The sequence below is a fragment of the Brevundimonas sp. genome (genome assembly GCF_035626975.1).
Classification (GTDB): domain Bacteria; phylum Pseudomonadota; class Alphaproteobacteria; order Caulobacterales; family Caulobacteraceae; genus Brevundimonas.
Window position 1 is genome coordinate 49172 of record NZ_DASPMQ010000060.1, and the last position, 21143, is coordinate 70314.

At 69.9% G+C, this 21143-nt stretch carries 19 protein-coding genes and 1 tRNA gene; 10 read left to right on the forward strand and 10 right to left on the reverse strand.

The window, feature by feature from the left end; translation table 11 throughout:
- Positions 1–2 precede the first annotated feature (2 nt).
- Positions 3–827, forward strand: coding sequence for a S1 family peptidase (locus VEB62_RS16055; protein ID WP_324802014.1), 825 nt, complete (start codon positions 3–5; stop codon positions 825–827).
- Here the strand turns inward: VEB62_RS16055 and VEB62_RS16060 are convergent, their stop codons facing one another.
- From VEB62_RS16060 to katG, 3 genes are all read right to left on the reverse strand, one after another.
- On the reverse strand, positions 828–3668 hold the full coding sequence (locus VEB62_RS16060; protein ID WP_324802017.1) for a M16 family metallopeptidase: 2841 nt from the start codon (positions 3666–3668) through the stop codon (positions 828–830).
- 119 nt (positions 3669–3787) lie between these two features.
- Positions 3788–4675 (reverse strand): hydrogen peroxide-inducible genes activator, encoded by an 888-nt coding sequence (locus tag VEB62_RS16065; protein ID WP_324802077.1) that lies wholly within the window; start codon positions 4673–4675, stop codon positions 3788–3790.
- 100 nt (positions 4676–4775) lie between these two features.
- Positions 4776–7007 (reverse strand): catalase/peroxidase HPI, encoded by a 2232-nt coding sequence (gene katG / locus VEB62_RS16070; RefSeq protein WP_324802021.1) that lies wholly within the window; start codon positions 7005–7007, stop codon positions 4776–4778.
- A 271-nt stretch (positions 7008–7278) separates the two neighbouring features.
- Here katG and VEB62_RS16075 point away from each other — a divergent pair, with 271 nt between their 5' ends.
- On the forward strand, positions 7279–8493 hold the full coding sequence (locus VEB62_RS16075) for a glycosyltransferase (RefSeq protein WP_324802023.1): 1215 nt from the start codon (positions 7279–7281) through the stop codon (positions 8491–8493).
- Here the strand turns inward: VEB62_RS16075 and VEB62_RS16080 are convergent.
- On the reverse strand, positions 8490–9281 hold the full coding sequence (locus VEB62_RS16080) for an EcsC family protein (RefSeq protein ID WP_324802026.1): 792 nt from the start codon (positions 9279–9281) through the stop codon (positions 8490–8492). The two genes, VEB62_RS16075 and VEB62_RS16080, sit on opposite strands and share 4 nt — an antisense overlap.
- Positions 9282–9389: 108 nt before the next feature.
- On the opposite strand from VEB62_RS16080, the gene mdh reads away from it, so the two are divergent.
- On the forward strand, positions 9390–10352 hold the full coding sequence (gene mdh, locus VEB62_RS16085; RefSeq protein WP_324802028.1) for a malate dehydrogenase: 963 nt from the start codon (positions 9390–9392) through the stop codon (positions 10350–10352).
- A 253-nt stretch (positions 10353–10605) separates the two neighbouring features.
- On the forward strand, positions 10606–13044 hold the full coding sequence (gene gyrB / locus VEB62_RS16090; RefSeq protein ID WP_324802031.1) for a DNA topoisomerase (ATP-hydrolyzing) subunit B: 2439 nt from the start codon (positions 10606–10608) through the stop codon (positions 13042–13044).
- Positions 13045–13053: 9 nt separating this feature from the next.
- Here the strand turns inward: gyrB and VEB62_RS16095 are convergent, their stop codons facing one another.
- Together VEB62_RS16095 and VEB62_RS16100 are read right to left on the reverse strand one after the other, a co-directional pair.
- Positions 13054–13470, reverse strand: coding sequence for a surface-adhesin E family protein (locus VEB62_RS16095; protein WP_324802034.1), 417 nt, complete (start codon positions 13468–13470; stop codon positions 13054–13056).
- Between the two features lie 107 nt (positions 13471–13577).
- Positions 13578–13654, reverse strand: a tRNA-Arg gene (locus VEB62_RS16100).
- Between the two features lie 131 nt (positions 13655–13785).
- Here VEB62_RS16100 and VEB62_RS16105 point away from each other — a divergent pair.
- Positions 13786–14157, forward strand: a complete 372-nt coding sequence (locus tag VEB62_RS16105) for a hypothetical protein (protein WP_324802037.1) — start codon at positions 13786–13788, stop codon at positions 14155–14157.
- Positions 14154–15071, forward strand: coding sequence for a hypothetical protein (locus tag VEB62_RS16110; RefSeq protein ID WP_324802040.1), 918 nt, complete (start codon positions 14154–14156; stop codon positions 15069–15071). The genes VEB62_RS16105 and VEB62_RS16110 overlap by 4 nt, the downstream gene beginning before the upstream one ends.
- A 21-nt stretch (positions 15072–15092) precedes the next feature.
- Here the strand turns inward: VEB62_RS16110 and VEB62_RS16115 are convergent, their stop codons facing one another.
- Together VEB62_RS16115 and VEB62_RS16120 are read right to left on the reverse strand one after the other, a co-directional pair.
- A complete protein-coding gene (locus tag VEB62_RS16115; RefSeq protein ID WP_324802042.1) occupies positions 15093–15875 on the reverse strand; it encodes an SDR family oxidoreductase in 783 nt (260 codons plus the stop codon).
- The gene (locus VEB62_RS16120; protein ID WP_324802045.1) at positions 15872–16174 is read right to left on the reverse strand and encodes a 4a-hydroxytetrahydrobiopterin dehydratase; all 303 of its coding nucleotides are present in this window, start codon (positions 16172–16174) and stop codon (positions 15872–15874) included. Before VEB62_RS16120 ends, VEB62_RS16115 begins: the two co-directional genes overlap by 4 nt.
- Positions 16175–16333: 159 nt before the next feature.
- Between VEB62_RS16120 and VEB62_RS16125 the strand changes: the two genes are divergently transcribed.
- Genes VEB62_RS16125 through VEB62_RS16140 form a run of 4 tightly spaced genes read left to right on the forward strand, consistent with a single transcriptional unit; the run spans position 16334 to position 19967 of the window.
- Positions 16334–17092, forward strand: coding sequence for a Crp/Fnr family transcriptional regulator (locus tag VEB62_RS16125; protein ID WP_324802048.1), 759 nt, complete (start codon positions 16334–16336; stop codon positions 17090–17092).
- A 9-nt stretch (positions 17093–17101) separates the two neighbouring features.
- Positions 17102–17887 (forward strand): class I SAM-dependent methyltransferase, encoded by a 786-nt coding sequence (locus tag VEB62_RS16130; protein WP_324802051.1) that lies wholly within the window; start codon positions 17102–17104, stop codon positions 17885–17887.
- Positions 17875–19473, forward strand: coding sequence for a 2-polyprenylphenol 6-hydroxylase (gene ubiB, locus VEB62_RS16135; RefSeq protein WP_324802054.1), 1599 nt, complete (start codon positions 17875–17877; stop codon positions 19471–19473). Before VEB62_RS16130 ends, ubiB begins: the two co-directional genes overlap by 13 nt.
- 20 nt (positions 19474–19493) lie before the next feature.
- On the forward strand, positions 19494–19967 hold the full coding sequence (locus VEB62_RS16140) for a hypothetical protein (RefSeq protein WP_324802058.1): 474 nt from the start codon (positions 19494–19496) through the stop codon (positions 19965–19967).
- A gap of 2 nt (positions 19968–19969) precedes the next feature.
- On the opposite strand, the gene arfB is transcribed toward VEB62_RS16140, so the two are convergent.
- Positions 19970–20374 (reverse strand): alternative ribosome rescue aminoacyl-tRNA hydrolase ArfB, encoded by a 405-nt coding sequence (gene arfB, locus VEB62_RS16145; RefSeq protein WP_324802061.1) that lies wholly within the window; start codon positions 20372–20374, stop codon positions 19970–19972.
- Entirely contained in the window at positions 20371–20847 is a 477-nt protein-coding gene (locus VEB62_RS16150; protein ID WP_324802063.1) for a YaiI/YqxD family protein, read from the reverse strand. Before VEB62_RS16150 ends, arfB begins: the two co-directional genes overlap by 4 nt.
- Positions 20848–21143 lie beyond the last annotated feature (296 nt).

Genomic DNA, 21143 nt, shown 5'->3' on the forward strand with positions numbered 1-21143 from the left:
CCATGGCCCGTCCGCCCGACTGGGTGATCTACACCCTCGTCCTCGCCGCCCTGATCGGGGTCTCCCTGGGACAGCGCGAGAACGCCGACGCCCCGCCCGCGCCGCCGCCGCCGGACGAGATGGAAGGCGCCCTGCTCGGGCCGATCACGCCCTTCGACCCCGCCGTCACCGTCAACGCCCCGGACATCCCCTTCCAGCCCGCCGCGGGCACCGCCTTCTCGATCGCGGGCGAGGGCCGCTGGGTGACTGCCCGCCACGTGGTCGAGGGCTGCCGCCGGCCGGCGATCATGGTCGGAGGCGACCGCGCCGTCGCCGCCGACGTGCGTCTGGCCCCGCGCGCCGACATCGCTGTACTCCAGACCGCCGGCGGGCCGGCGGCGATTCCGGTCGCGGACGGCGAACCCCTGCGCAAGGGCCAGCGCGCCTTCCATCCGGGCTTCCCGCAGGGCCGCGCCGGCGAGGTCACCTCGCGCCTCATGGGCCGTGAGACGCTGCGGGTGCGCGGCCGGGGCCAGCGCGACGAGCCGGTTCTGGCCTGGGCCGAGGTCGGGCGCACCGACCGGCTGGGCGGCACGCTCGCCGGCCTGTCGGGCGCCCCGGTGTTGGACCGCCAGGGCCGCGCCGTCGGCGTGACCATCGCCGAAAGCCCGCGCCGGGGCCGCATCTACACCACCTCGCCCGACACCTTCGGCCCGGCCGTGCGCGGCCTGCAGAAGGCCGACGAGCCGCTGACGGGCCGCACCGTCACTATCGACAACTACGGCCTCGTCGCCGACGACCTCCGCCGCGACCTGCGCGTCGTCCAGGTGGTCTGCCTGTCCGCCTGACTACCGCAGCGCCGCGCTGTCGAGGTTCAGGTCTGACAGCGGAATGACCTCGACGTCGGGGTGCTTCGCGCGCAGGGCCTCGAGGAACTTCGACGCGTCGCCGACGATGACGATGCTGGACCGGTCGACCGGAATGTTGCGGGCGAAGGCAGCCTGGACGTCCGCGGCCCCGACGCCTTCGACATTGCTCACATAGGCGGCCAGATCGCTCATGGGCAGGTCGTAGAGCGCCAGGTTGGCGACGAGCGAGCCCAGCCCGTCCACGGTCTCCAGCGAGTCGCTGAAGGCGCCGGTCAGGATGGCGCGGCGGGTGGTCATCTCCTGTTCGGTCGGGGCGGTCGAGCCGAGGCGGGCGACTTCGGCCAGGATCAGTTCGGCGACCTCGGGCGCGGCGTCGTTGCGGGTCTGGGCCGAGGCGACGAAGGCCCCGGCGTCGCGCCGGATTCCCAGCGAGGAGCGCGTGCCGTAGCTCAGGCCGCGCTTGATGCGGATCTCCTGGTTGAGGCGCGAGGTGAAGCTGCCGCCCAGCAGGGTGTTGCCCAGGGTCAGGGGGAAATAGTCGGGCGTGGCGCGAGGCACGCTGCGCATGGCCACGGCCACCGCCGCCTGTCCGGCGCCGGGCTGGTCGATGACGATGACGCGCGGCGTCACGGTCTGGCCGGCCGGCGACGCGGTCGCGGCGGGGGCGGCTCCCGACGGCGCCCAGTCGCCGAACGCCGACTGGGCGAGGGCGCGGGCCTGCTCCGGCGTGATGTCGCCCGAGAACACCAGGGTGGCGTCCTGCGGACGGTAGCGGGCGGCGTGGAAGGCGACGATGTCGTCCCGCGTGATCCCCGGCAGCGAGGTCACCGTGCCGACCCCCGGCGAGCCGTAGGGCGCATTGCCATAGACCACCCGGCCGACGGCCTGGCTCAGCACCTGGCCGGGCGTGCTCAACGCCACCTTCAGATTGTCGAGGGTCTGGGTGCGCTGCCGGTCCAGTTCTTCTCCGGCGAAGGCCGGGTTGCGCACCAGATCGGCCATCAGGGCGACAGCCTGCGGGAAGACATTGGCCGGGGCGTTGGCGAAGACATTGGTGAAGTCCGGACCGGCCCCGGCGCCGATATTGGCGCCCAGCTGTTCGATCTCCGTGGCGATCTGCGGCGCCGAGCGGGTGCTCGTGCCCTGGGTCAGCAGATTGGCGGTCAAACTGGCCGCGCCGGCCTTGCCCGCGGCCTCGTCGGCCGAGCCGGCCTCGAAGCTGAGGCGGGCCGAGACCAGCGGCAGGCCGCTCTTCGGCGCGACCAGCACGCGCAGGCCGTTGTCGAGGCGGAAGTCGGAGATGGCCGGGGTCGCGGGCGACACCGTCACCCCCGGTTCGGGCATGCGCGCCCGTTCGGCCTCGGGCAGCAGGGTGAAGATCTCGCCGACCGGCGCCAGGTCGGCGACCCGCACCGGGGCGTCGACGGCGGTGTTCTGCCCGGTCGGCGGGTGGGCTTCGTCGGCGGCCAGATAGCGGATGGTCACCCCGCGCTCGGGCGTCAGATAGCGCCGCGCCACGCGCTGGACATCCGCCGCGGTCACGGCCTGGATGTCGGCGATCTCGCGGTCGGCGGCCGAGGCGTCGCCATTGGTCCCGATCAGGGCCGAACCCAGCACGTTGGCGCGGTCCTCGATGGTCTCGCGCTCGCGCAGAGCGTTGGCGACCAGTTCGTTCCTGGCCTCGGCCAGTTCGGCCTCGGTGACCGGCTCGTCGCGGAAGCGGGCGATCTCGGCGTTCAGGGCGGCGACGCCTTCGTCGGCGGTATGGCCGTCGGCCATGATGGCGTAGGCGGTCAGGTGACCGGCCTGCTGCTTCATGTCGGGCGAGGAGCCGATCTGGGCGGCGATCTCCTGCTCATAGACCAGCGACCGGTACAGGCGCGAGCTCTCGCCGGTGGACAGGATGCCGTCCAGCACGGTCAGCGCGGCGCGGTCCGGGTCGGCGTACTTCACCGTCGGCCAGGCCAGCACCACGGCGGGCAGGGGCACATTGGGGGCGTAAAAGGTCACGTCGCGCGGGCCGGCCGGCTCCGGCTCGACGACATTGTTGGCCGGAAGAGGGCGCACGGGATTGGCGATGGGCGCGAAATACTGGTCGATCCAGGCGTCCAGCTGACCCTGGTCGAAATTGCCGGCGACGATCAGATAGGCGTTGTCGGGCCGGTAGTAGGTGGCGTGAAAGCGCCGCACATCCTCCAGCGTCGCCGCGTCCAGATCCTCGATCGAGCCGATGGTCGAGCGGCGATAGGGGCTTTCCTGATAGACGGTGGCCGGTTCGAACAGGCCGAACAGGCGGCCGTAGGGGCTGGCCAGAATGCCCTGGCGGTATTCCTCCTGCACCACGGCGCGTTCGGACCTGAACACGTCGTCGCCAACGACCAGCGAGCTCATCCGGTCGGCCTCGGCGAACAACAGACGCTGCAGGTGGTTGGCCGGAATGGTCTCGTGGTAGGCCGTGACGTCGTCCGAGGTGAAGGCGTTGTTATTGCCGCCCACGTCCTCGGTCAGGCGGTCGAAGGTCTCGTCCGGGAAATTCTTCGTGGCCTTGAACATCAGGTGTTCGAACAGGTGGGCGAAGCCCGATCGTCCGGCCGGATCGTCCTTGGAGCCGACCTTGTACCAGACCTGCACCGTGACGTTGGCGGTCGAGGAGTCGCGCGCGGTGTAGACCTTCAGCCCGTTCGGCAGGGTGCGCTCGACGAAGCCGAGCTGCGGCACGGCCACGGCCGCGGGCGCGGTCTGCGCCAGCGCGGGAGCCGCGGCGGGCAGGCCGAGCAGAAGGGCCGATGCGGCGGCGGTCAGGATCAGACGGGACTTCATGGGCGCGGGCTCCGAAAGCCCGACGCACGCGGGCCAGCGACCCTATCAGCGGGAAAACCGGGCGCACCTTACGGAGTCGTAATGAAGCTCGACCGGCGTCTCTCCCGACGACCGCCGGATCAGTCCAGCCTGAGCGCCTCGGCCAGCAGCCTGGCCTCGGCCGCGCGGCTGGAACCGGTGCGCCAGGCGACCACGATTTCGCGCCGCGGCGCCTTGGCGGCGATGGGGCGGACGACCACGCCCGGCATGTCGGCCAGCCCCGCGCGCACCGCCATCTCGGGCAGGAAGCTGACGCCCAGCCCCGCCGACACCATCTGCACCAGCGTATGCAGCGAGGTCGCGGCGAAGACGTCGTCGCCCTTGGGCGGGTCGATGTCGAACGCGGCCAGGGCCTGGTCGCGCAGGCAATGGCCGTCCTCCAGCAGGATCAGGTCCTCGGCCTTCAGCGAGCCGGCCGGAATCGGACCGGTTCCGGCGAGGGCATGGCCGGCCGGTGCGGCGGCGAGGATATCGTCATCGCCGATGCGGGCGTGGTCCACGCCGCTGGAGCTGTAGGGCAAGGCGATCACCGCCGCGTCCAGCTGGCCGGCCTTCAGTCCCGCGATCAGACGCGGCGTCAGGTCCTCGCGGATGAACAACCGCAGGGCGGGGTAGGCCAGCCTGATTCCGGGCAGTTTGGTCGGCAGCAGGAAGGGCGCGACCGTCGGAATGACGCCCAGCCGGAACCGGCCCGACAGCGGCTTGCCCGCGTTCTTCGCCGCCTCGACGAGGTCTTCGGTCCGGGCCAGCACATCCTCGGCCCGGCGCACGGCCTCGGCGCCGACCGCCGTCAGCTGGACGTTGCCGCGCGTGCGTTCGACCACAGGGGCGCCGAGTATCCGCTCCAGTTCCTGCACCCCCGCCGAGAGGGCCGGCTGGCTGACGTGGGCGGCCTCGGCCGCACGGCTGAACGAGGCGTGTTCGGCCAGAAGCTTGAGATACTGGAGCTGTCGGAGCGTGGGGAGCATCCGGCCGACATAGGCGGTCGCTATTCCGAAAGCCATCCCGATCCACGCGCTCTATGCCGCCGCCCCTTCGCGACCCCATGGCCGCGAAGGGGTGGGCCGCTCATACGGCCGCGAGGCCGAACTCCTCGTCCAGGGTCACGTCGAACCGGTCGGCGTTCATCACCTTGGTCCACGCCGCCACGAAGTCGCGTACGAACTTCTCGCCCGCGTCGGCCGAGGCGTAGACCTCGGACAGCGCCCGCAGCTGCGCATTGGAGCCGAACACCAGGTCGGTACGGGTGGCGGTCCACAGCTGATCGCCGGTGAGCCGGTCCGTGCCGACGAAGGTCTCGTCGCCGCTGTCGTCGACCTCCTTCCACCCCGTCCGCATGTCCAGCAGGTTGACGAAGAAGTCGTTGGTCAGCTGGCCGGGGCGGTCGGTGAACACGCCATGCCTCGACCCGCCGTGATTGGCGCCCAGCACGCGCAACCCGCCGACCAGCACCGTCATCTCCGGCGCCGTCAGGCCCAGCAGCTGGGCCCGGTCGACCAGCAACTCCTCGGTCGGCACGTTGAAGCGCACCGACAGATAGTTGCGGAAGCCGTCGGCTTTGGGCTCGAGCACCGCGAAGCCCTCGACGTCGGTCTGCTCCTGACTGGCGTCGGTGCGGCCCGGGGTGAAGGGAACCTCGATCGACTGACCGGCCGCCTTCGCCGCCTGTTCGATCCCGACCGAGCCGCCCAGAACGATCAGATCCGCGATCGAGACGGTGGTCCCCGACGCCGCCCTGATGTCCTCATAGACCCTGAGCACCTTCGCCAGCTTCGCCGGCTCATTGACGTCCCAGTCCTTCTGGGGACTCAGCCGCAGCCGCCCGCCGTTGGCACCGCCCCGGTGGTCGGAGCCGCGATAGGTCACCGCCGAGGCCCAGGCTGTCGTGACCAGTTCGGCGACCGTCAGGCCGGAGGCGGCGATCCGATCCTTCAGCGCCCTGATGTCGGCGGCGCCGATGACCGGTCCTGTCCGCGCCGGGATCGGGTCCTGCCAGATCAGGTCCTCGGCCGGGACCTCGGGCCCGAGGTAGCGGGCCTTCGGCCCCATGTCGCGGTGGCACAGCTTGAACCAGGCGCGGGCGAAGGCGTCGGCGAAATAGTCCGGATCGGCCCGGAATCTCTCCATGATCGCGCGGTAGCCGGGGTCGACCTTCAGCGCCATGTCGGCCGTGGTCATCATGGTCGGCAGGCGGCGATGCGGGCTATGCGCACCCGGCGCCAGGGTGTCTTCGGGGTTGCCGACCGGCTGCCACTGCTTGGCCCCGGCGGGGCTGCGGACCAGTTCGTAGTCGTGGTCCAGCAGCATGTCGAAGAAGGTCATGTCCCACTGCGTCGGCGTCGGCGTCCAGGCGCCTTCCAGCCCCGAGGTGATGGTGTGGTCGCCCATGCCGCTCCCGTGACCGGACTGCCAGCCCAGGCCCTGCTGGGCGATGTCGGCGCCCTCGGGGGCGGCGCCCACCTTGGAGGCGTCGCCCGCGCCGTGGGCCTTGCCGAAAGTGTGGCCGCCGGCGGTCAGGGCCACCGTCTCCTCGTCGTTCATGCCCATGCGCGAGAAGGTTTCGCGCATGTCGCGGGCGGATTTCAGCGCGTCGGCGCTGCCGGCCGGGCCTTCCGGATTGACGTAGATCAGCCCCATCTGGATCGCCGCCAGCGGGCTTTCCAGCGCCTTGCCCGCCTCCTCGTCGATGCGGGTGGCGCCCAGCCATTCCTCCTCGGTGCCCCAGTAGACGTCCTTCTCGGGCTCCCAGACGTCGGCCCGGCCGCCGCCGAAGCCGAACACCGGCCCGCCCATGGATTCGATGGCGACATTGCCGGCCAGGATCATCAGATCGGCCCAGGACAGGTTCGCCCCGTATTTCTGCTTGATCGGCCACAGCAGGCGCCGAGCCTTGTCGAGGTTGCCGTTGTCCGGCCAGCTGTTCAGCGGGGCGAACCTCTGCTGGCCCGCATTGGCCCCGCCGCGCCCGTCGCCGGTGCGATAGGTGCCCGCCGAATGCCAGGCCATGCGGATGAAGAAGGGGCCATAGTGGCCGTAGTCCGCCGGCCACCACGGCTGGCTGTCGGTCATCAGGGCGGCCAGGTCGCGCTTGACCGCCGCATAGTCCAGCTTCTTGAACGCCTCGGCGTAGTTGAAGCCATCGCCCATCGGATCGCCCGACCGACCCTGCTGATGCAGGATGTCCATCGTCATTTGGTTGGGCCACCAGTCGCGGTTGGTCCGGCCCAGCAGGGACCGCAGAGCCGCGGGCTCTTTCTTCGGATCGTTCAGGGGGGTGGGGCCGCCAGCGTGTCCGTCCATGGTTTCCTCCTGCGTCGAGCGCGATCGGGAGGAGCCTGAGCCTGTGGCGGCACTAAGTAAAATCGATAAACTTTGTCGCCAGAAACAGCAGAAGTTATCAAGAGAGGCTGGCGCGAGTGGCCGTCGGAAAAACAGCGGCCATTGCGGCCACATCGGACTCGTCGGCCAGCGGGCCAGACTGGAGTTGGGGTCGAAACAGTTTCGTTCAAGAATGGTCGATCGGCTTTTTATGCGCAGACTGCGGAGCCCTTGAGCGAAGGAGGGCCGTCCGATGCGTATCCTGTTGTCGACCTACGGGTCCCGAGGCGATGTCGAGCCGCTGGTCGGTCTGGCCGTCGCGTTGCAGGCGCTCGGCGCCGAGGCGGTCGTGTCCGCGCCGCCGGATCAGGAGTTCGTCGATCTGCTGGCTCGCGCCGGCGTAGCGCTGGCGCCCGCCTTCAAGCCCGTGCGCGAATGGATCGAGTCCGCGAAGACGCGGCCGGCGGACGGAATCCCCCAGCACTCGGCCCGGATGATCGGGGCGCAGTACGAAGCGATTGCCGCGGCCGCGGCAGGCTGCGACGCCATCGTGGCCACCGGCCTGCTGCCTTCGGCCGCCGCCGCGCAATGCGTGGCCGAGACCATGGGCCTTCCCTACCGGCACGTGACCTTCTGCCCCCTGTTCCTGCCGTCGCATCATCACCGGCCCTTCCCCTATCCCGGCCATCCGCACCCGCCGGAGGTCACCGACCCGCGCGCCTTGTGGGAGCTGAACACCGGCGTCATGAACGCCCTGTTCGGCGATGCGGTGAACGGTCAGCGCGCCGCAATCGGCCTGCCGCGGGTGGATAACATCCGTGACCACGTCTTCACCGACCGCCCGTTGCTGGCCTCGGACCCCGTCCTGTGGCCGTGGGAGCCGACGGACCTCTGCGACTCCGTCCAGACCGGCGCCTGGATCCTGCGGGACGAGCGCCCGCTGCCCGTCGATCTCGAAGCCTTCATCGAGGCCGACGCCCCGCCCGTCTACGTCGGCTTCGGCAGCATCGCCCTTCCGTCCACGCGGGAGGCCGCCCGGGTCGCGATCGAGGCGGCCCGGTCGCATGGCCGGCGCGTGATCCTGGCCCGCGGTTGGGTCGAGGCGAAGGCCATCGACGACGGAAACGACGTCTTCCTGACCGGCGACGTCAACCAGCAGGCGCTGTTCCCCCGCATGGCCGCCGTCGTCCACCACGGCGGCGCGGGCACCACGACGACGGCCACCCGGGCAGGCTCGCCGCAGGTCATCGTTCCCCAGATCGTGGACCAGCCGTACTGGGCGGCGCGGGTGGCCGGGCTCGGTATCGGCGCAGCTCATGAGGGCGCGACGCCGACCTTCGCGTCCCTGTCCGCGGCCCTCGCCACGGCCTTGGCCCCGGAGATCGGCGCCCGCGCCCTCGCTGTGTCCGCCACGATCCGGACCGACGGGGCGGAGGCGGCCGCGAGACTTCTGCTGGACGAACTCTAGCTCCCCGCCTCCGCCAGCCACCGCATCCGGCACGCCATCATGGCCGTCTCGCCCAGCCGGTCGACCAGCCGCCAGTTGACCACCGCCCCGATCGGCGCGCCGACGACCGGGATCAGCTGGGCCAGTTTGGCGAGGTCGATGTAGTCGCGGTATTCGATCTGGAACCGGCGCCAGTCGTAGTCGGTGATGGCGTCCAGCTGATCCGTCCCCGCGATCCACCGCTCCAGTTCCGCCAGGGCCTCGGGCCGGCGTCGGGCGCTGGCAAAGGCGAGGTGGAAGATGTGCAGCACGAACAGCCGTTCGCGGACCGTATCGCCGCCCCAGCCATAGGCGCCCACGATGTCGCCCAGCATCCGCACCTTGATCGCCATCAGGGCCGGAAAGTCCGCCACCGCCAGCACGAAGCCGCCCGCCCCCGCGACGCCGCCCTCGACCCCCGCCGTCGTGCGAGAGGTCCGGATCACGGCCCGCGCCCGCAGCTCGCGAGCCGCCAGTGATCCGTCGGCTGCGGGCCGCGCCGTTACGAGCTCGGAGCCGAACAATATCCCCCTCGTCATCGCCTCCACGCCTGCGGTGACGATCGCGTGAACCCGCTCGGGGATGATCCGGTTGATGCGGTCCTGGGTCCCGCGCGTGGCCTTGTCCCATAGCCCGGGACGCCTCAACATCTTCGCGCGCCATGCTTGGACCTCGGCCCGCACCGTGGCCTCGTCGACGACCGTGATCAGGTCTGACGGCACGGTCTCGGCGGCGACGAACTCGGGAAGGGTTTCGGGCGGGTGGGCCACGGCGGCTCCGGCTGAGGCGGCGTTACGGTTGCAGGTGAAAGCGCGCGGGTCTAGACCGCCGCCCGACACCATATCGCATCGCACAACACCCTCCCGGAGACGAACAGAATGGCTCGCGCGAAGATCGCCCTTATCGGCGCCGGCATGATCGGCGGCACCCTGGCCCATGTGGCGGCGCGCGAGGCGCTGGGCGATGTCGTCCTGTTCGACATCGCCGAGGGCACGCCGCAGGGCAAGGCGCTGGACATCGCCGAGGCCACGGCCGTGTTCGGGACCGACGTGGCGCTGAAGGGCGCGAACGACTACGCCGAAATCGCCGGGGCCGACGTCTGCATCGTCACCGCGGGAGTGCCGCGCAAGCCGGGCATGAGCCGCGACGACCTGATCGGCATCAATCTGAAGGTGATGAAGGCCGTCGGCGAGGGCATCAAACAGCACGCCCCGAACGCCTTCGTCATCTGCATCACCAACCCGCTCGACGCCATGGTCTGGGCCCTGCAGAAATTCTCGGGCCTGCCGAAAGAGAAGGTGGTCGGCATGGCCGGCGTGCTGGACTCGGCCCGCTTCGCATACTTCCTCGCCGAAAAGACCGGCGTGTCGATCCAGGACATCCACGCCTGGACCCTGGGCGGTCACGGCGACGACATGGTGCCGATGGTGCGTCATTCGACCGTCGGCGGCCTGCCTCTGCCCGACGCCGTCAAGGCCGGGATGCTGACCCAGGCCGAGCTCGACGCCATCGTCGACCGCACGCGCAAGGGCGGCGGCGAGATCGTCGCCCTGCTCAAGACCGGCTCCGCCTTCTACGCGCCGGCCGAGAGCGCCATCGCCATGGCCCGTTCCTACCTGCTCGACCAGAAGCGCGTCCTGCCCTGCGCCGTCTGGCTGTCGGGCGAATACGGCCTTTCGGACCTCTACGTCGGTGTGCCCGCCCTGATCGGCGCCGGCGGCGTCGAGAAGGTGATCGAGTTCACCACCAACGACGACGAGAAGGCCATGTTCAGGAAGTCGGTCGAGTCCGTCCAGGGCCTGATCCAGGCGTGCAAGGACATCGACGGCTCGCTGGCCTGACAATCCTGCGACGGCCGGCGAAACCGCCGGCCGTCGCGCTTGTCCCGACCCTCAGGGCCGCTCCTGATCACGGGTCCCCGGGGCCGTTCCGCGCCTGTGGAGCGGCGCCCGGTTTCGCTCGCAATTCTCCCGGAAAATCCTATATGTTGCGAGCTCCGGCGCGGATCAGATTCGCCGTCCGGAGACAGCTGATTCCGGATGGCGCGATCGCCGTCCTTTCCGGCCCGAACCGGGCGATGATCCGACCGAATATATGACCGACCAGACCGATAGCGCGCGCAATGAAGACACCGCCGAAGAGGCCGCCTACGGCGCCGATTCCATCAAGGTCCTGAAGGGCCTGGACGCGGTCCGCAAACGCCCCGGCATGTACATCGGCGACACCGACGACGGCTCGGGTCTGCACCACATGGTCTATGAGGTGGTCGACAACGCCATCGACGAGGCGCTGGCCGGCCACGCCGATCTGGTCCAGGTCATCCTCAACGCCGACGGCTCGGTCACCGTCACCGACAACGGCCGCGGCATTCCCACCGACATCCACGAGGGCGAGGGGGTCTCGGCGGCCGAGGTCATCATGACCCAGCTGCACGCCGGCGGTAAGTTCGACCAGAATTCCTACAAGGTGTCCGGCGGCCTGCACGGCGTCGGCGTTTCCGTCGTCAACGCCCTCAGCGACTGGCTGAAGCTGGTCATCTACCGTAACGGCAAGCGCCACGAGATGCGCTTCGAGCGCGGCGACACGGTCGAGAGCCTGAAGGTCACCGGCGACGCGCCGATGCGCGACAACGGCAAGGTCCTGTCCGGCACCGAGGTGACCTTCTTCCCGTCGGCGACCACCTTCGCCACCATCGATTTCGACCTGAAGACGCTCGAACACCGGCTGCGTGAACTGGCCTTCCTCAACTCGGGCGTGGTCATCAAGCTGCAGGACCATCGCGGGGCCGAGCCGTTCGAGGAGATCCTTCACTATGAGGGCGGGGTCGAGGCCTTCGTGCGCCATCTGGACAAGTCCAAGACGCCGATCCTCAAGGACGTCATCGTCATCCGCGGCAAGAAGGAGGGGATCGAGATCGATCTCGCCCTGTGGTGGAACGACAGCTACCACGAGACCATGCTGTGCTTCACCAACAACATCCCCCAGCGGGATGGAGGCACCCACCTGTCAGCCTTCCGGGCCAGTCTGACGCGGGTCATGAGCAGCTACATCGACGCCGCCGGCGCCGCCCGCAAGGAGAAGGTCTCGGTGTCCGGCGAGGACGCCCGCGAGGGCCTGACCTGCGTCCTGTCGGTCAAGGTGCCCGATCCGAAGTTCAGCTCCCAGACCAAGGACAAGCTGGTCTCGTCCGAGGTCCGCCCGGCCGTCGAGGGCCTGTGCTCCGAGGGGCTGTCGACCTGGTTCGAGGAACACCCGGTCGAGGCCAGGCAGGTCGTCGCCAAGATTATCGAGGCGGCCGCCGCGCGCGAGGCCGCCCGCAAGGCCCGCGACCTGACCCGCCGCAAGACGGCGATGGAGATCAGTTCCCTGCCCGGCAAGCTGGCCGACTGCCAGGAACGCGATCCGGCCAAGTCCGAGCTGTTCATCGTCGAGGGCGACTCCGCCGGAGGCTCGGCCAAACAGGCCCGCAATCGCGAGAACCAGGCGGTGCTGCCCTTGCGCGGCAAGATTCTCAATGTCGAGCGCGCGCGGTTCGACCGGATGCTGTCATCCGAACTGATCGGCACCCTGATCCTGGCGCTCGGCACCGGCATCGGCCGCGACGATTTCAACGCCGACAAGCTGCGCTACCACAAGATCATTCTGATGGCCGACGCTGACGTTGACGGCGCCCACATCCGGACCCTGCTGCTGACCTTCTTCTACCGCCAGATGCCCGAGCTGATCGAGCGCGGCCACGTCTACATCGCCCAGCCGCCGCTCTACAAAGTCTCCAAGGGCAAGCAGTCGCGCTACCTCAAGGACCAGGCGGAGATGGACTCCTACCTGATCGAGGAGGGCTCGTCCGAGGCCGAGCTGGACCTGCCGAACGGCGAGCGCCGCACCGGCATGGACCTGCAGGCGCTGGTGCGCGAGGCCAAGGCCTTCAAGGCCGGGGTCGACCGCCTCAGCCAGCGCGCGCCCGCCTTCGCCGTCGAACAGTCGGCGCTGGCCGGCCTGTTCGACGAGGCCGCCGCCGACCCGGCGAAGGCCGCCGCCCGCCTCAACCTCTACGCCGAGGAAGGCGACGGCGACTGGACCGGCTCGCCGGGTGCGCAGGGGGCCGTGGTGTTCGAGCGGGTGCGTCGCGCCGTGACCGAACGCGTCGTGCTGGAGGAGGCCCTGATCCGCTCGCTGGACGCGCGCCGTCTGGCCGAACGATCAGCCGCCTTTGAGGACCTGTTCGACAAGCCCGCGGTCTACCGCCGCAAGGACAAGACGGTGACCATCCGCGGGCCGCTGGATCTGCTCGAGGCCGTTCTGGACGCCGGCAAGAAGGGCATCGCCATCCAGCGCTACAAGGGTCTGGGCGAGATGAATCCGGAGCAGCTGTGGGAGACCACCCTGGACGCCAACGCCCGCACCCTGCTCAAGGTCAGCGTCGAGCACCAGGAAGACGCCTCGGACCTGTTCGCCAAGCTGATGGGCGACGTGGTGGAGCCTCGCCGGGAGTTCATCCAGGCCAACGCCCTAGACGCCGCGGTCGACGCCTGACCGCGGCCGTTACGGCCGCCCGGCTTCGACAAAGGCCTGGATGGTGGGCCAATGCGGCGGCGTGGCGCGCGTGCCGTCGCACGCCATCTCCTTCAGATAGCCCGGCATGGTGTTCCGCCGGACCGGCTGCCATTCCGCGTCCACTTCCGGGTACTGGCCGATCTCGCTTCCATCAGGCCCCAACTCGACCACGCCCGCCGTGCGCCACTCGTTCGCCGCGCACCGGAACTGGTAGATCTCGATGGAGTGGCTCAGGTCGCCGGTCTCGCCGGCAAGGGGCGTCGTGGCGACCCGGATCGAGGTAATGTCGCCCGCTGTCGCGATACTGTCCACGTCGGCCATAAAGGCGTTGTTCGTGCTGCGGGAATACACGTGCCATGTCTCGGCCGCGGCCGATCCCGCGAGCGTCAGGGCGGCGATACCCATGAATGCGGCAATTCTCATTGCGAACTCCCAGATCAACATCGACATGATGCGCCGCGCCGCGCGCTTGGCAAGAGCCGCGCGTCGATCGACGTGATCCGGAACAGGAATGGCGCACCCGACAGGATTCGAACCTGTGACCCCTGCCTTCGGAGGGCAGTACTCTATCCAGCTGAGCTACGGGTGCGTCTGACGGCGAAACGCCGGACGAAGGGCCTTACAGCAGGACCGCCCCGCCCTCAATCCCGAATGCGCAACCCGCTTGGCGAGCGCCCTCCCAACGCCTAGCGTGCGGCCGCTCACCGACGGGAGGTTCCGATGCGCGCGATCCTGATCAGCCTGCTGTGCCTGCTCGGCGCCTGCGCCACGCAACCGGCCGCCGCGCCTGACGCGTCCGGCGACAGTCTCGACGCTATCGCGCGTGACTACGTCGCCCTGATCCTTGAGATCGGCGAGCATGAGGAGGGCTATGTCGACGCCTACTACGGCCCGCCGGAATGGGCGGCCGCGGCCGAGGCCAACCCCCGCACCGTACCCCAGCTGATCCAGGGGGCGGCGTCGCTCACGGAGCGGCTGAATGCGGTCTCCACCGCCCGGGCCGAACCGGCCGTGGCGCAGCGCAAGGCCTATCTGCTGGCCCACGTCTCGGCGCGGCGGCGCGGCTTCGCATGTTGTCGGGGGAGAAGATGAGCTTCGCCGACGAGGCCGAGGCGCTGTTCGGGGTCCGGCCCGAACTGAGGCCGTTGTCCGCCTACGATCCGGTGCTCAACGAGATCGACCGCCTGTTGCCGGGGCCGGGTTCGCTCGCCGAGCGCGTGACCGCATTCAGGTCGCATTATGTGATCCCGAAGGACCGGCTGCAGGTGGTCATGGACGCCGCCATCGCCGAATGCCGCCGCCGCACGCTGCAGCACATTCGCCTGCCGGCCCACGAGAGCTTCACCCTCGCCTTCGTCGGCGACAAGCCGTGGTCGGGGTATAATTACTACCAGGGCAATGCGGCGTCGAAGATCGAGATCAACGCGGACTTCCCGATCTACACCGAGCGGGCCATCGATCTGGGCTGCCACGAGGGCTATCCCGGCCACCATGTCTACAACGCCCTGCTCGAGCAGACCTTCGTCAAGGAACGGGGCTGGGTGGAGATGAGCGTCTACCCGCTGTTCAGCCCCATGTCGTTCGTGGCCGAGGGCAGCGCCAACTACGGCATCGATCTGGCCTTCCCGGGGGATGAGGGCACGGAGTTCGAGCGCGAGGTGCTGTTCCCGCTGGCCGGCCTCGACCCGTCGACGGCGGACAGGAAGGCGCGGCTGGGCGCGCTGACCCGGCGGCTGGCCCGGGCCGAGTACACCATCGCCGACGACTATCTGGCCGGCCGCATCGGCCGCGACGAGGCGATCGAACGGCTGATGAAGTACAGCCTCGCGGATCGCGCCAAGGCGACCCAGCGGCTACGCTTCATCGACACCTATCGCAGCTACATCATCAACTACGGCCTCGGCCGCGACGTGGTGCAGGCCTGGGTCGAGCGGCAGGGGCCGGACCGCTGGGCGGCGATGGAGACGCTGCTCAGCAGCCAGATACTGCCGGCCGACATCGACTGAGCCGGGCGCTCACTGCGCCGCCTATTGGGCCAGCATGCCGCCATCGATCTTGAACTCCGCCCCGGTGACGAATTTCGACTCGTCCGAGGCGAGGTAGAGGACGCAGTACGCCACGTCGTCGGGCTCGCCGATCCGTTTCAGCGGGATTCCTCGCGCCAGCTTCTGGTGCGCCGTCTCCTCGTCGCCACCGGCCATGGCCACGAACGGGTCGAGGATCGGGGTCTTGATGAAGACCGGATGGACCGAGTTGCTGCGCACGTTCCAGCCGGCCCTGGCGGCCTCGAGCGCGATGGTCTTGGTATACATCCACACCGCCGCCTTGGTGGCGTTGTAGGCGCCCATCCCCGGGGCGGCGGCGAGCCCGGCCACCGAGCTGATGTTGACGATCGAGGCGGCCCCCGAGGCGCGCAGGTGCGGCATGGCGTGCTTGCAGCCGAGCATGATGGACTCGACGTTGACCGCCTGGACGCGGCGCCAGTTCTCCAGCGTGTCCTGCTCGGACCAGACGAAGTCGCAGCCGATGCCGGCGTTGTTGACCAGGACCGACAGCCCGCCCATGGCCGCGGCCGCCTGATCGACGACCGAGATCCACTGCGCCTCGTCGGTGACGTCGTGGGCGAAGGCGAAGGCGGCGCCGGCGTGGTCGGCGTTGATGGCCCCGGCCAGCGCCTCCACGCCATCCAGATTCATGTCGGTGACGGCGACCCTCGCGCCCTCGCGCGCCAGCATCCGGGCCATAGCCTGCCCCAGCCCCCCGGCGGCGCCGGTGATCAGGGCCGCCTTGCCGGCGACGCGGCCGCTCACGCCTTCACGCCCGTGGCGGCGGCGGTCTCGTCGATGAAGCGGGCCATGTCGAGATCGCGTTCGGTCACCCCGCCCGCGTCGTGGGTGGTGAGGACGACCTCGACCCGGTTGTAGACGTTGAACCACTCGGGATGATGGTCGACCTTGTCGGCCCGCAGGGCCACGCGGGTCATGAAGCCAAAGGCGGCGTTGAAGTCCGCGAAGACCAGTTTCCGCTCGATGGCGGGGCGGTCGCCCGGGTGAGATCGCCACAGGGGCAAGGCCTCGAGAACCTCGTTCAACTCCAGCCGCTCGGCCATGTCCTGAGTCCCTTGCCGCCAGAGCCGCCCTCGCGGGACGGCCGGTTCACTGCCGTATCGCGCGGGCCGCCGGCCGACAAGACGTCGATTCCCGACTCAGGAACGCTGTTCCAAGCGTGGGCGTTACCGGCCCGACTCTTTTGGATGCGGAGCCCCGGGATGGACAATCTATGGATCGCCGCGCTCGACCCGGCCGACCGACAGCGGCTCGAACCGCACCTCAGCGAGCGGCCCTTCGCCCAGGGACAGATGCTGTATGACACCGGCGAGTCCGTCGAGGAGGTCTGGTTCCCGATGAGCGGCGTGGTGTCGCTGATGACCATGGTGGACGAGGACCGGATGATCGAGACGGCCGCGATCGGGCGCGAGGGCCTGGTCGGAGTCACCTGCGGTCCATTGAACGCCCGGGCGGCCAGCCGCGCCATCGCCCAGGTCGAGGGCGTTTCGGCCTGCTGCCCGGCTGCGGTCTTCGCCGACGCGCTCGGCCAGAGCGAGGCCATGCGCACCGCCCTGGCGAAATTCACCGAGAGTCTGTTCGCCCAGGTCCAACAGGCGGCGGCGTGCAACGCCCAGCACCGTCTGGACGAGCGGCTGGCCCGCTGGCTGCTGACCATCCACGACCGCGTCGACGCGAACCGCTTCGTCCTGACCCAGTCCGACATCGCCGGCATGCTGGGCGTGCGTCGCGCCACCGTCTCCGAGGTCGGCTCGGCGCTCGAGGACAAGGGGCTGATCCGGCGAGGGCGCGGCTGGGTCGAGGTGCTGGACCGCAAGGCGCTGGAAGGCGCCTCGTGTGGTTGCTACGCCTTGATGCGCGGGGTGATGAAGGATCTCGGCGTGCCGCGTCCCAGCGCGCCGGCGCACGGGCCGGGGCCTGCGGCCAAGCGGACGGATGACGGAGCGACGGGGAAGCGCTAGACCGCCGATATGACCGACGCGGCCTCTTCCGACGCCTCTTCAGGCAAGACCTCATCCTTCGGCTTTCGCGACGTCGACGCGAAGGAGAAGGTGCGGCTGGTCCGCGGCGTGTTCGACAGCGTGGCGTCGAGCTACGACCTGATGAACGACCTGATGAGCGGCGGCGTGCACCGGCTGTGGAAGGACGCGGCGGCGGCGAAGCTCAATCCCCGGCCCGGCGAGACCATTCTCGACGTGGCCGGCGGCACCGGCGACATGGCGCGGCGCTATGCGAAGATGGCGCGGGCGGCGCAGCGGCGGCGCGGCGGCGAGGACGCCTCGGTCATCGTGCTGGACTACAACGCCGAAATGATCATGGCCGGGGTCGCCAAGGGGGGCGAGCCGGAGATGCAGTGGACGGTCGGCGACGCCATGGCCCTGCCGCTGCCGGACGCCTCGGTCGACGCCTATTCGATCAGCTTCGGCATCCGCAACGTCGCCGACATTGCGCAGGCGCTGGCCGAGGCGCGGCGGGTGCTGAAGCCGGGCGGCCGCTTCCTGTGCCTGGAGTTCTCGCGGCCCACGGCTTCGGCGATCCGCAAGGCCTATGACGCCTGGTCGTTCCACGCCATCCCGCACATCGGCGGCTGGGTGGCCGGGGACCGCGACAGCTACCAGTACCTCGTCGAGAGCATCCGGCGGTTCCCGGACCAGCAGACGTTCAAGGCCATGATCGAGGCCGCCGGCTTCAGCCGGGTGACCGTGACCAATCTGTCGGGCGGGGTGGCGGCGATCCATCACGGGTGGGCGATCTGACCCGCCGGATCGATCCCGCGACCCCGCCGCCGCCGCCCGCCACCGTGCCGGTGCGTCGCCCGGTCGACGCCACGCTGCGACTGCTGAGCTGGGGCTGGGTCCTCGTTCGTCATGACGCGCTGGTTCCCCGCGAGATCACGCCCCTGCTGCCGGTCTGGGTGCGCTGGATCGCGCATCTGCTGCACGCCTTCGCCGGCAGCGAGAGCCGGCAGGGCCGTCCGGGCCAGCGGCTGGGCCGGGCCTTCGAGCATCTCGGCCCCGTGGCCATCAAGCTGGGGCAGGTGCTGGCCACCCGGGCCGACATCTTCGGCGTCGAGTTCGCGCGCGATCTGGGCCGGCTGAAGGATGCGCTGGAGCCCTTCCCGCTCGATCAGGCCCGGCGCGAGGTCGAGCGCTCGCTGGGGCGGCCGGTGGAGGCGCTGTTCACCGACTTCGGCCCGCCGGTGGCGGCGGCGTCACTGGCGCAGGCGCATCCGGCCTGGCTGGCCGACGGGCGCAAGGTGGCGGTCAAGGTGTTGCGGCCCGGCGTGGAGCGGCGGGTGGCGCAGGGGCTGGACTCGATGCGGCTGGCCGCCCGGCTGGCGGTGCGCTTCGTGGCCCCGGCGCGGCGGCTGGAGCCGTCGGCCTTCGTCGAGACCATCGCCCGCGCCCTGCAGCTGGAGCTGGACATGCGGCTGGAGGCGGCCGCCGCCTCCGAACTCAAGGACATCATGGAGAAGGCCCGGGGCGCGGGGGGCTGCCACATGACCGCCCCGGCCGTGGTCTGGGACGGGGTCGGCAAGCGGGTGCTGACGCTGGAATGGGCCCCCGGCCTGCCGATGACCGATCCGGCCGCCGCCGACCAGCCGGGGCTGGACCGCAACGCCCTGGCCGACAATGTGGTGCAGGCCTTCCTGACCCAGGCGCTGGACTACGGCACGTTCCACGCCGACCTGCACGAGGGCAATCTGTTCTGCCACGCGCCGGCGGAGCTGACGGCCATCGATTTCGGCATCGTCGGGCGGCTGGGCCCGTCGGAGCGGCGCTATCTGGCCGAGATCCTGTGGGGCTTCCTCAGCCGCGACTACGACCGCATCTCGCGGGTGCATTTCGAGGCCGGCTATGTCCCGCCCGAGCATTCGGTCGAGGCCTTCGCCCAGGCGCTGCGGGCGGTGGGCGAGCCGGTGATCGGCAAACAGGCCTCGCAGGTGTCGATGGGCCGGCTGCTGGGCCAGCTGTTCGAGATCACCGCCCTGTTCGACATGCATCTGAGGCCCGAGCTGATCCTGCTGCAGAAGACCATGGTCTCGGTCGAGGGCGTGGCGCGGCGGCTCAATCCGGATCACGACCTGTGGGCGGCCTCGCATTCGGTGGTCGAGCGCTGGATTCGCCGCGAGCTGGGTCCGCAGGCCCAGGTCCGCGACGCGCTGGAGGAACTGCGCGCCACGCTGAAGGCGCTGGCCCGGCTGGCGCAGAACCCGCCGGAGGCCCGGACCGTCGTCGTCCGCGAAACCCGCGCCCCGGCGTGGATGATCGTCTGCGTCACGCTTGCAACCGCGGCCTCCGCGGCCGCCCTTGTTCTGTCGCTTTGGCCCGCCATCGTCTGATCCAGTCCGGAGACGATCCCATGAAGCCGCTTCTGCTCGCCGCCGCCCTTCTGCTCCTCGCCCCCATTGGGCCGGGATCGGCCGCCCTCGCCCAGGTGGCCGCCGGCACGGTGCCCAACACCTTCGATGGCCCTGCGCGGCCCCAGACCCTTGCGCCCGTCCCCGCGGCGGCGCCCGCCGCCTCGCTGTCGCCCACGCCGGCCAATCCCGCCTCCGAGGAGAGGCTGCGGGCGATCATCGCCGACGCCCAGGCCGGGACGTTCGACTATTCGCAGATGACCGACGGGCTGGCCGAACAGGTCCGCGAGCAGGAGACGACGGTCATTCCGATCATCCAGGGCTTCGGCCAGGTGGTGTCCATGGATTTCGTCGGCAGCCAGGACGGCATCGACCTGTTCACGGTCATCTTCGCCAATGCGGCGACCGAATGGCTGATCGGCCAGAACGACGCCGGCAAGGTCTCGGCCCTGCTGTTCCGCCCGGCCGCGGAATAGCGTCAGTCGGACAGGCCCGGCTTGCCGCGGCCGCTCTTGATGCCGGATCGCCGGGTCTTGCTTTCCAGCCGGCGTTCCTTCGAGGCCCGCGTCGGCTTCGTCGGCACGCGATAGACCGGGGCGATCGAGGCCTTGTCGACCAGCCCCTGCAGCCGTTCGACGGCGTCGGCGCGGTTGCGCTCCTGGGTGCGGAAGCGGGAGGCGGAGATCACGATCACCCCGTCCAGGGTCAGCCGGCTGCCGGCCAGCTTCATCAGCCGCGCCTTCACCGCCCCGCTCAGCGAAGGCGAGCCGCGCACGTCGAAGCGCATCTGCACCGCCGTGGCGACCTTGTTGACGTTCTGCCCGCCGGGGCCGCCGGCGCGGAAGAAGCGGAACTCCAGCTCGTTCTCGGGAATGACGGTCATCGGCCCGGCGCGGCCGCGATGGCCCGCTTCGCCATGATCACGGCGCGGTCGAGCGCCTGAAGAAAGGCGGACCGGTCCTTCGGCCCGAACGGCGGCGGGCCGCCGGTGACCGCGCCGATGGAGCGCAGATGCTCGCCGACCATCCGCCCGGCCAGGGCCGAGCCGATCGAATCCGGGGTGAACGGCTGGCCGTTCGACTTGAGCGCCTGGGCGCCGGCCTTGAGGCAGCGGTCGGCGAGGGGGATGTCGGAGGTGATGACGATATCGCCCGGCCCGGCCCGTTCGGCGATCCAGTCGTCGGCGACATCGGGGCCGGCGTCGACCATGACGCGCTCGATCCACGGCTCGCGGGGCGTGTTTACGAAGGCGTTGGAGACCACGAACACGCGCAGTCCGTAGCGGGCCGCCACGCGATAGACCTCGTCCTTCACCGGGCAGGCGTCGGCGTCGATGAAGATGCGCGGCGGGGTCATGGGGTCTGACTGGCTGTTTCGGATTTGGTTGTCAAAGAGCGGAGGGGGAGACGGGAAGCAGGCGCGCTGGACCGCCGCCTGTTTCCAGGCGGTGTGGGGAGGGTGCGGGGCGGCCGGGCCTCGCCCGGTGCTGAATGTGTTTTACCGTTTCGACGAGACAGGCCGCCCCGCGTGGCCGTTTTCCACCCGCCCGTCGATTGCCGGCCCTTCTCGGACCTCCTCGACTCGCCGGCCCGTCGTCCTTGCGGACCGGCCGTGGGACGGACTTGTCCTGCCCGTGGGCGAACAGCGGTCAC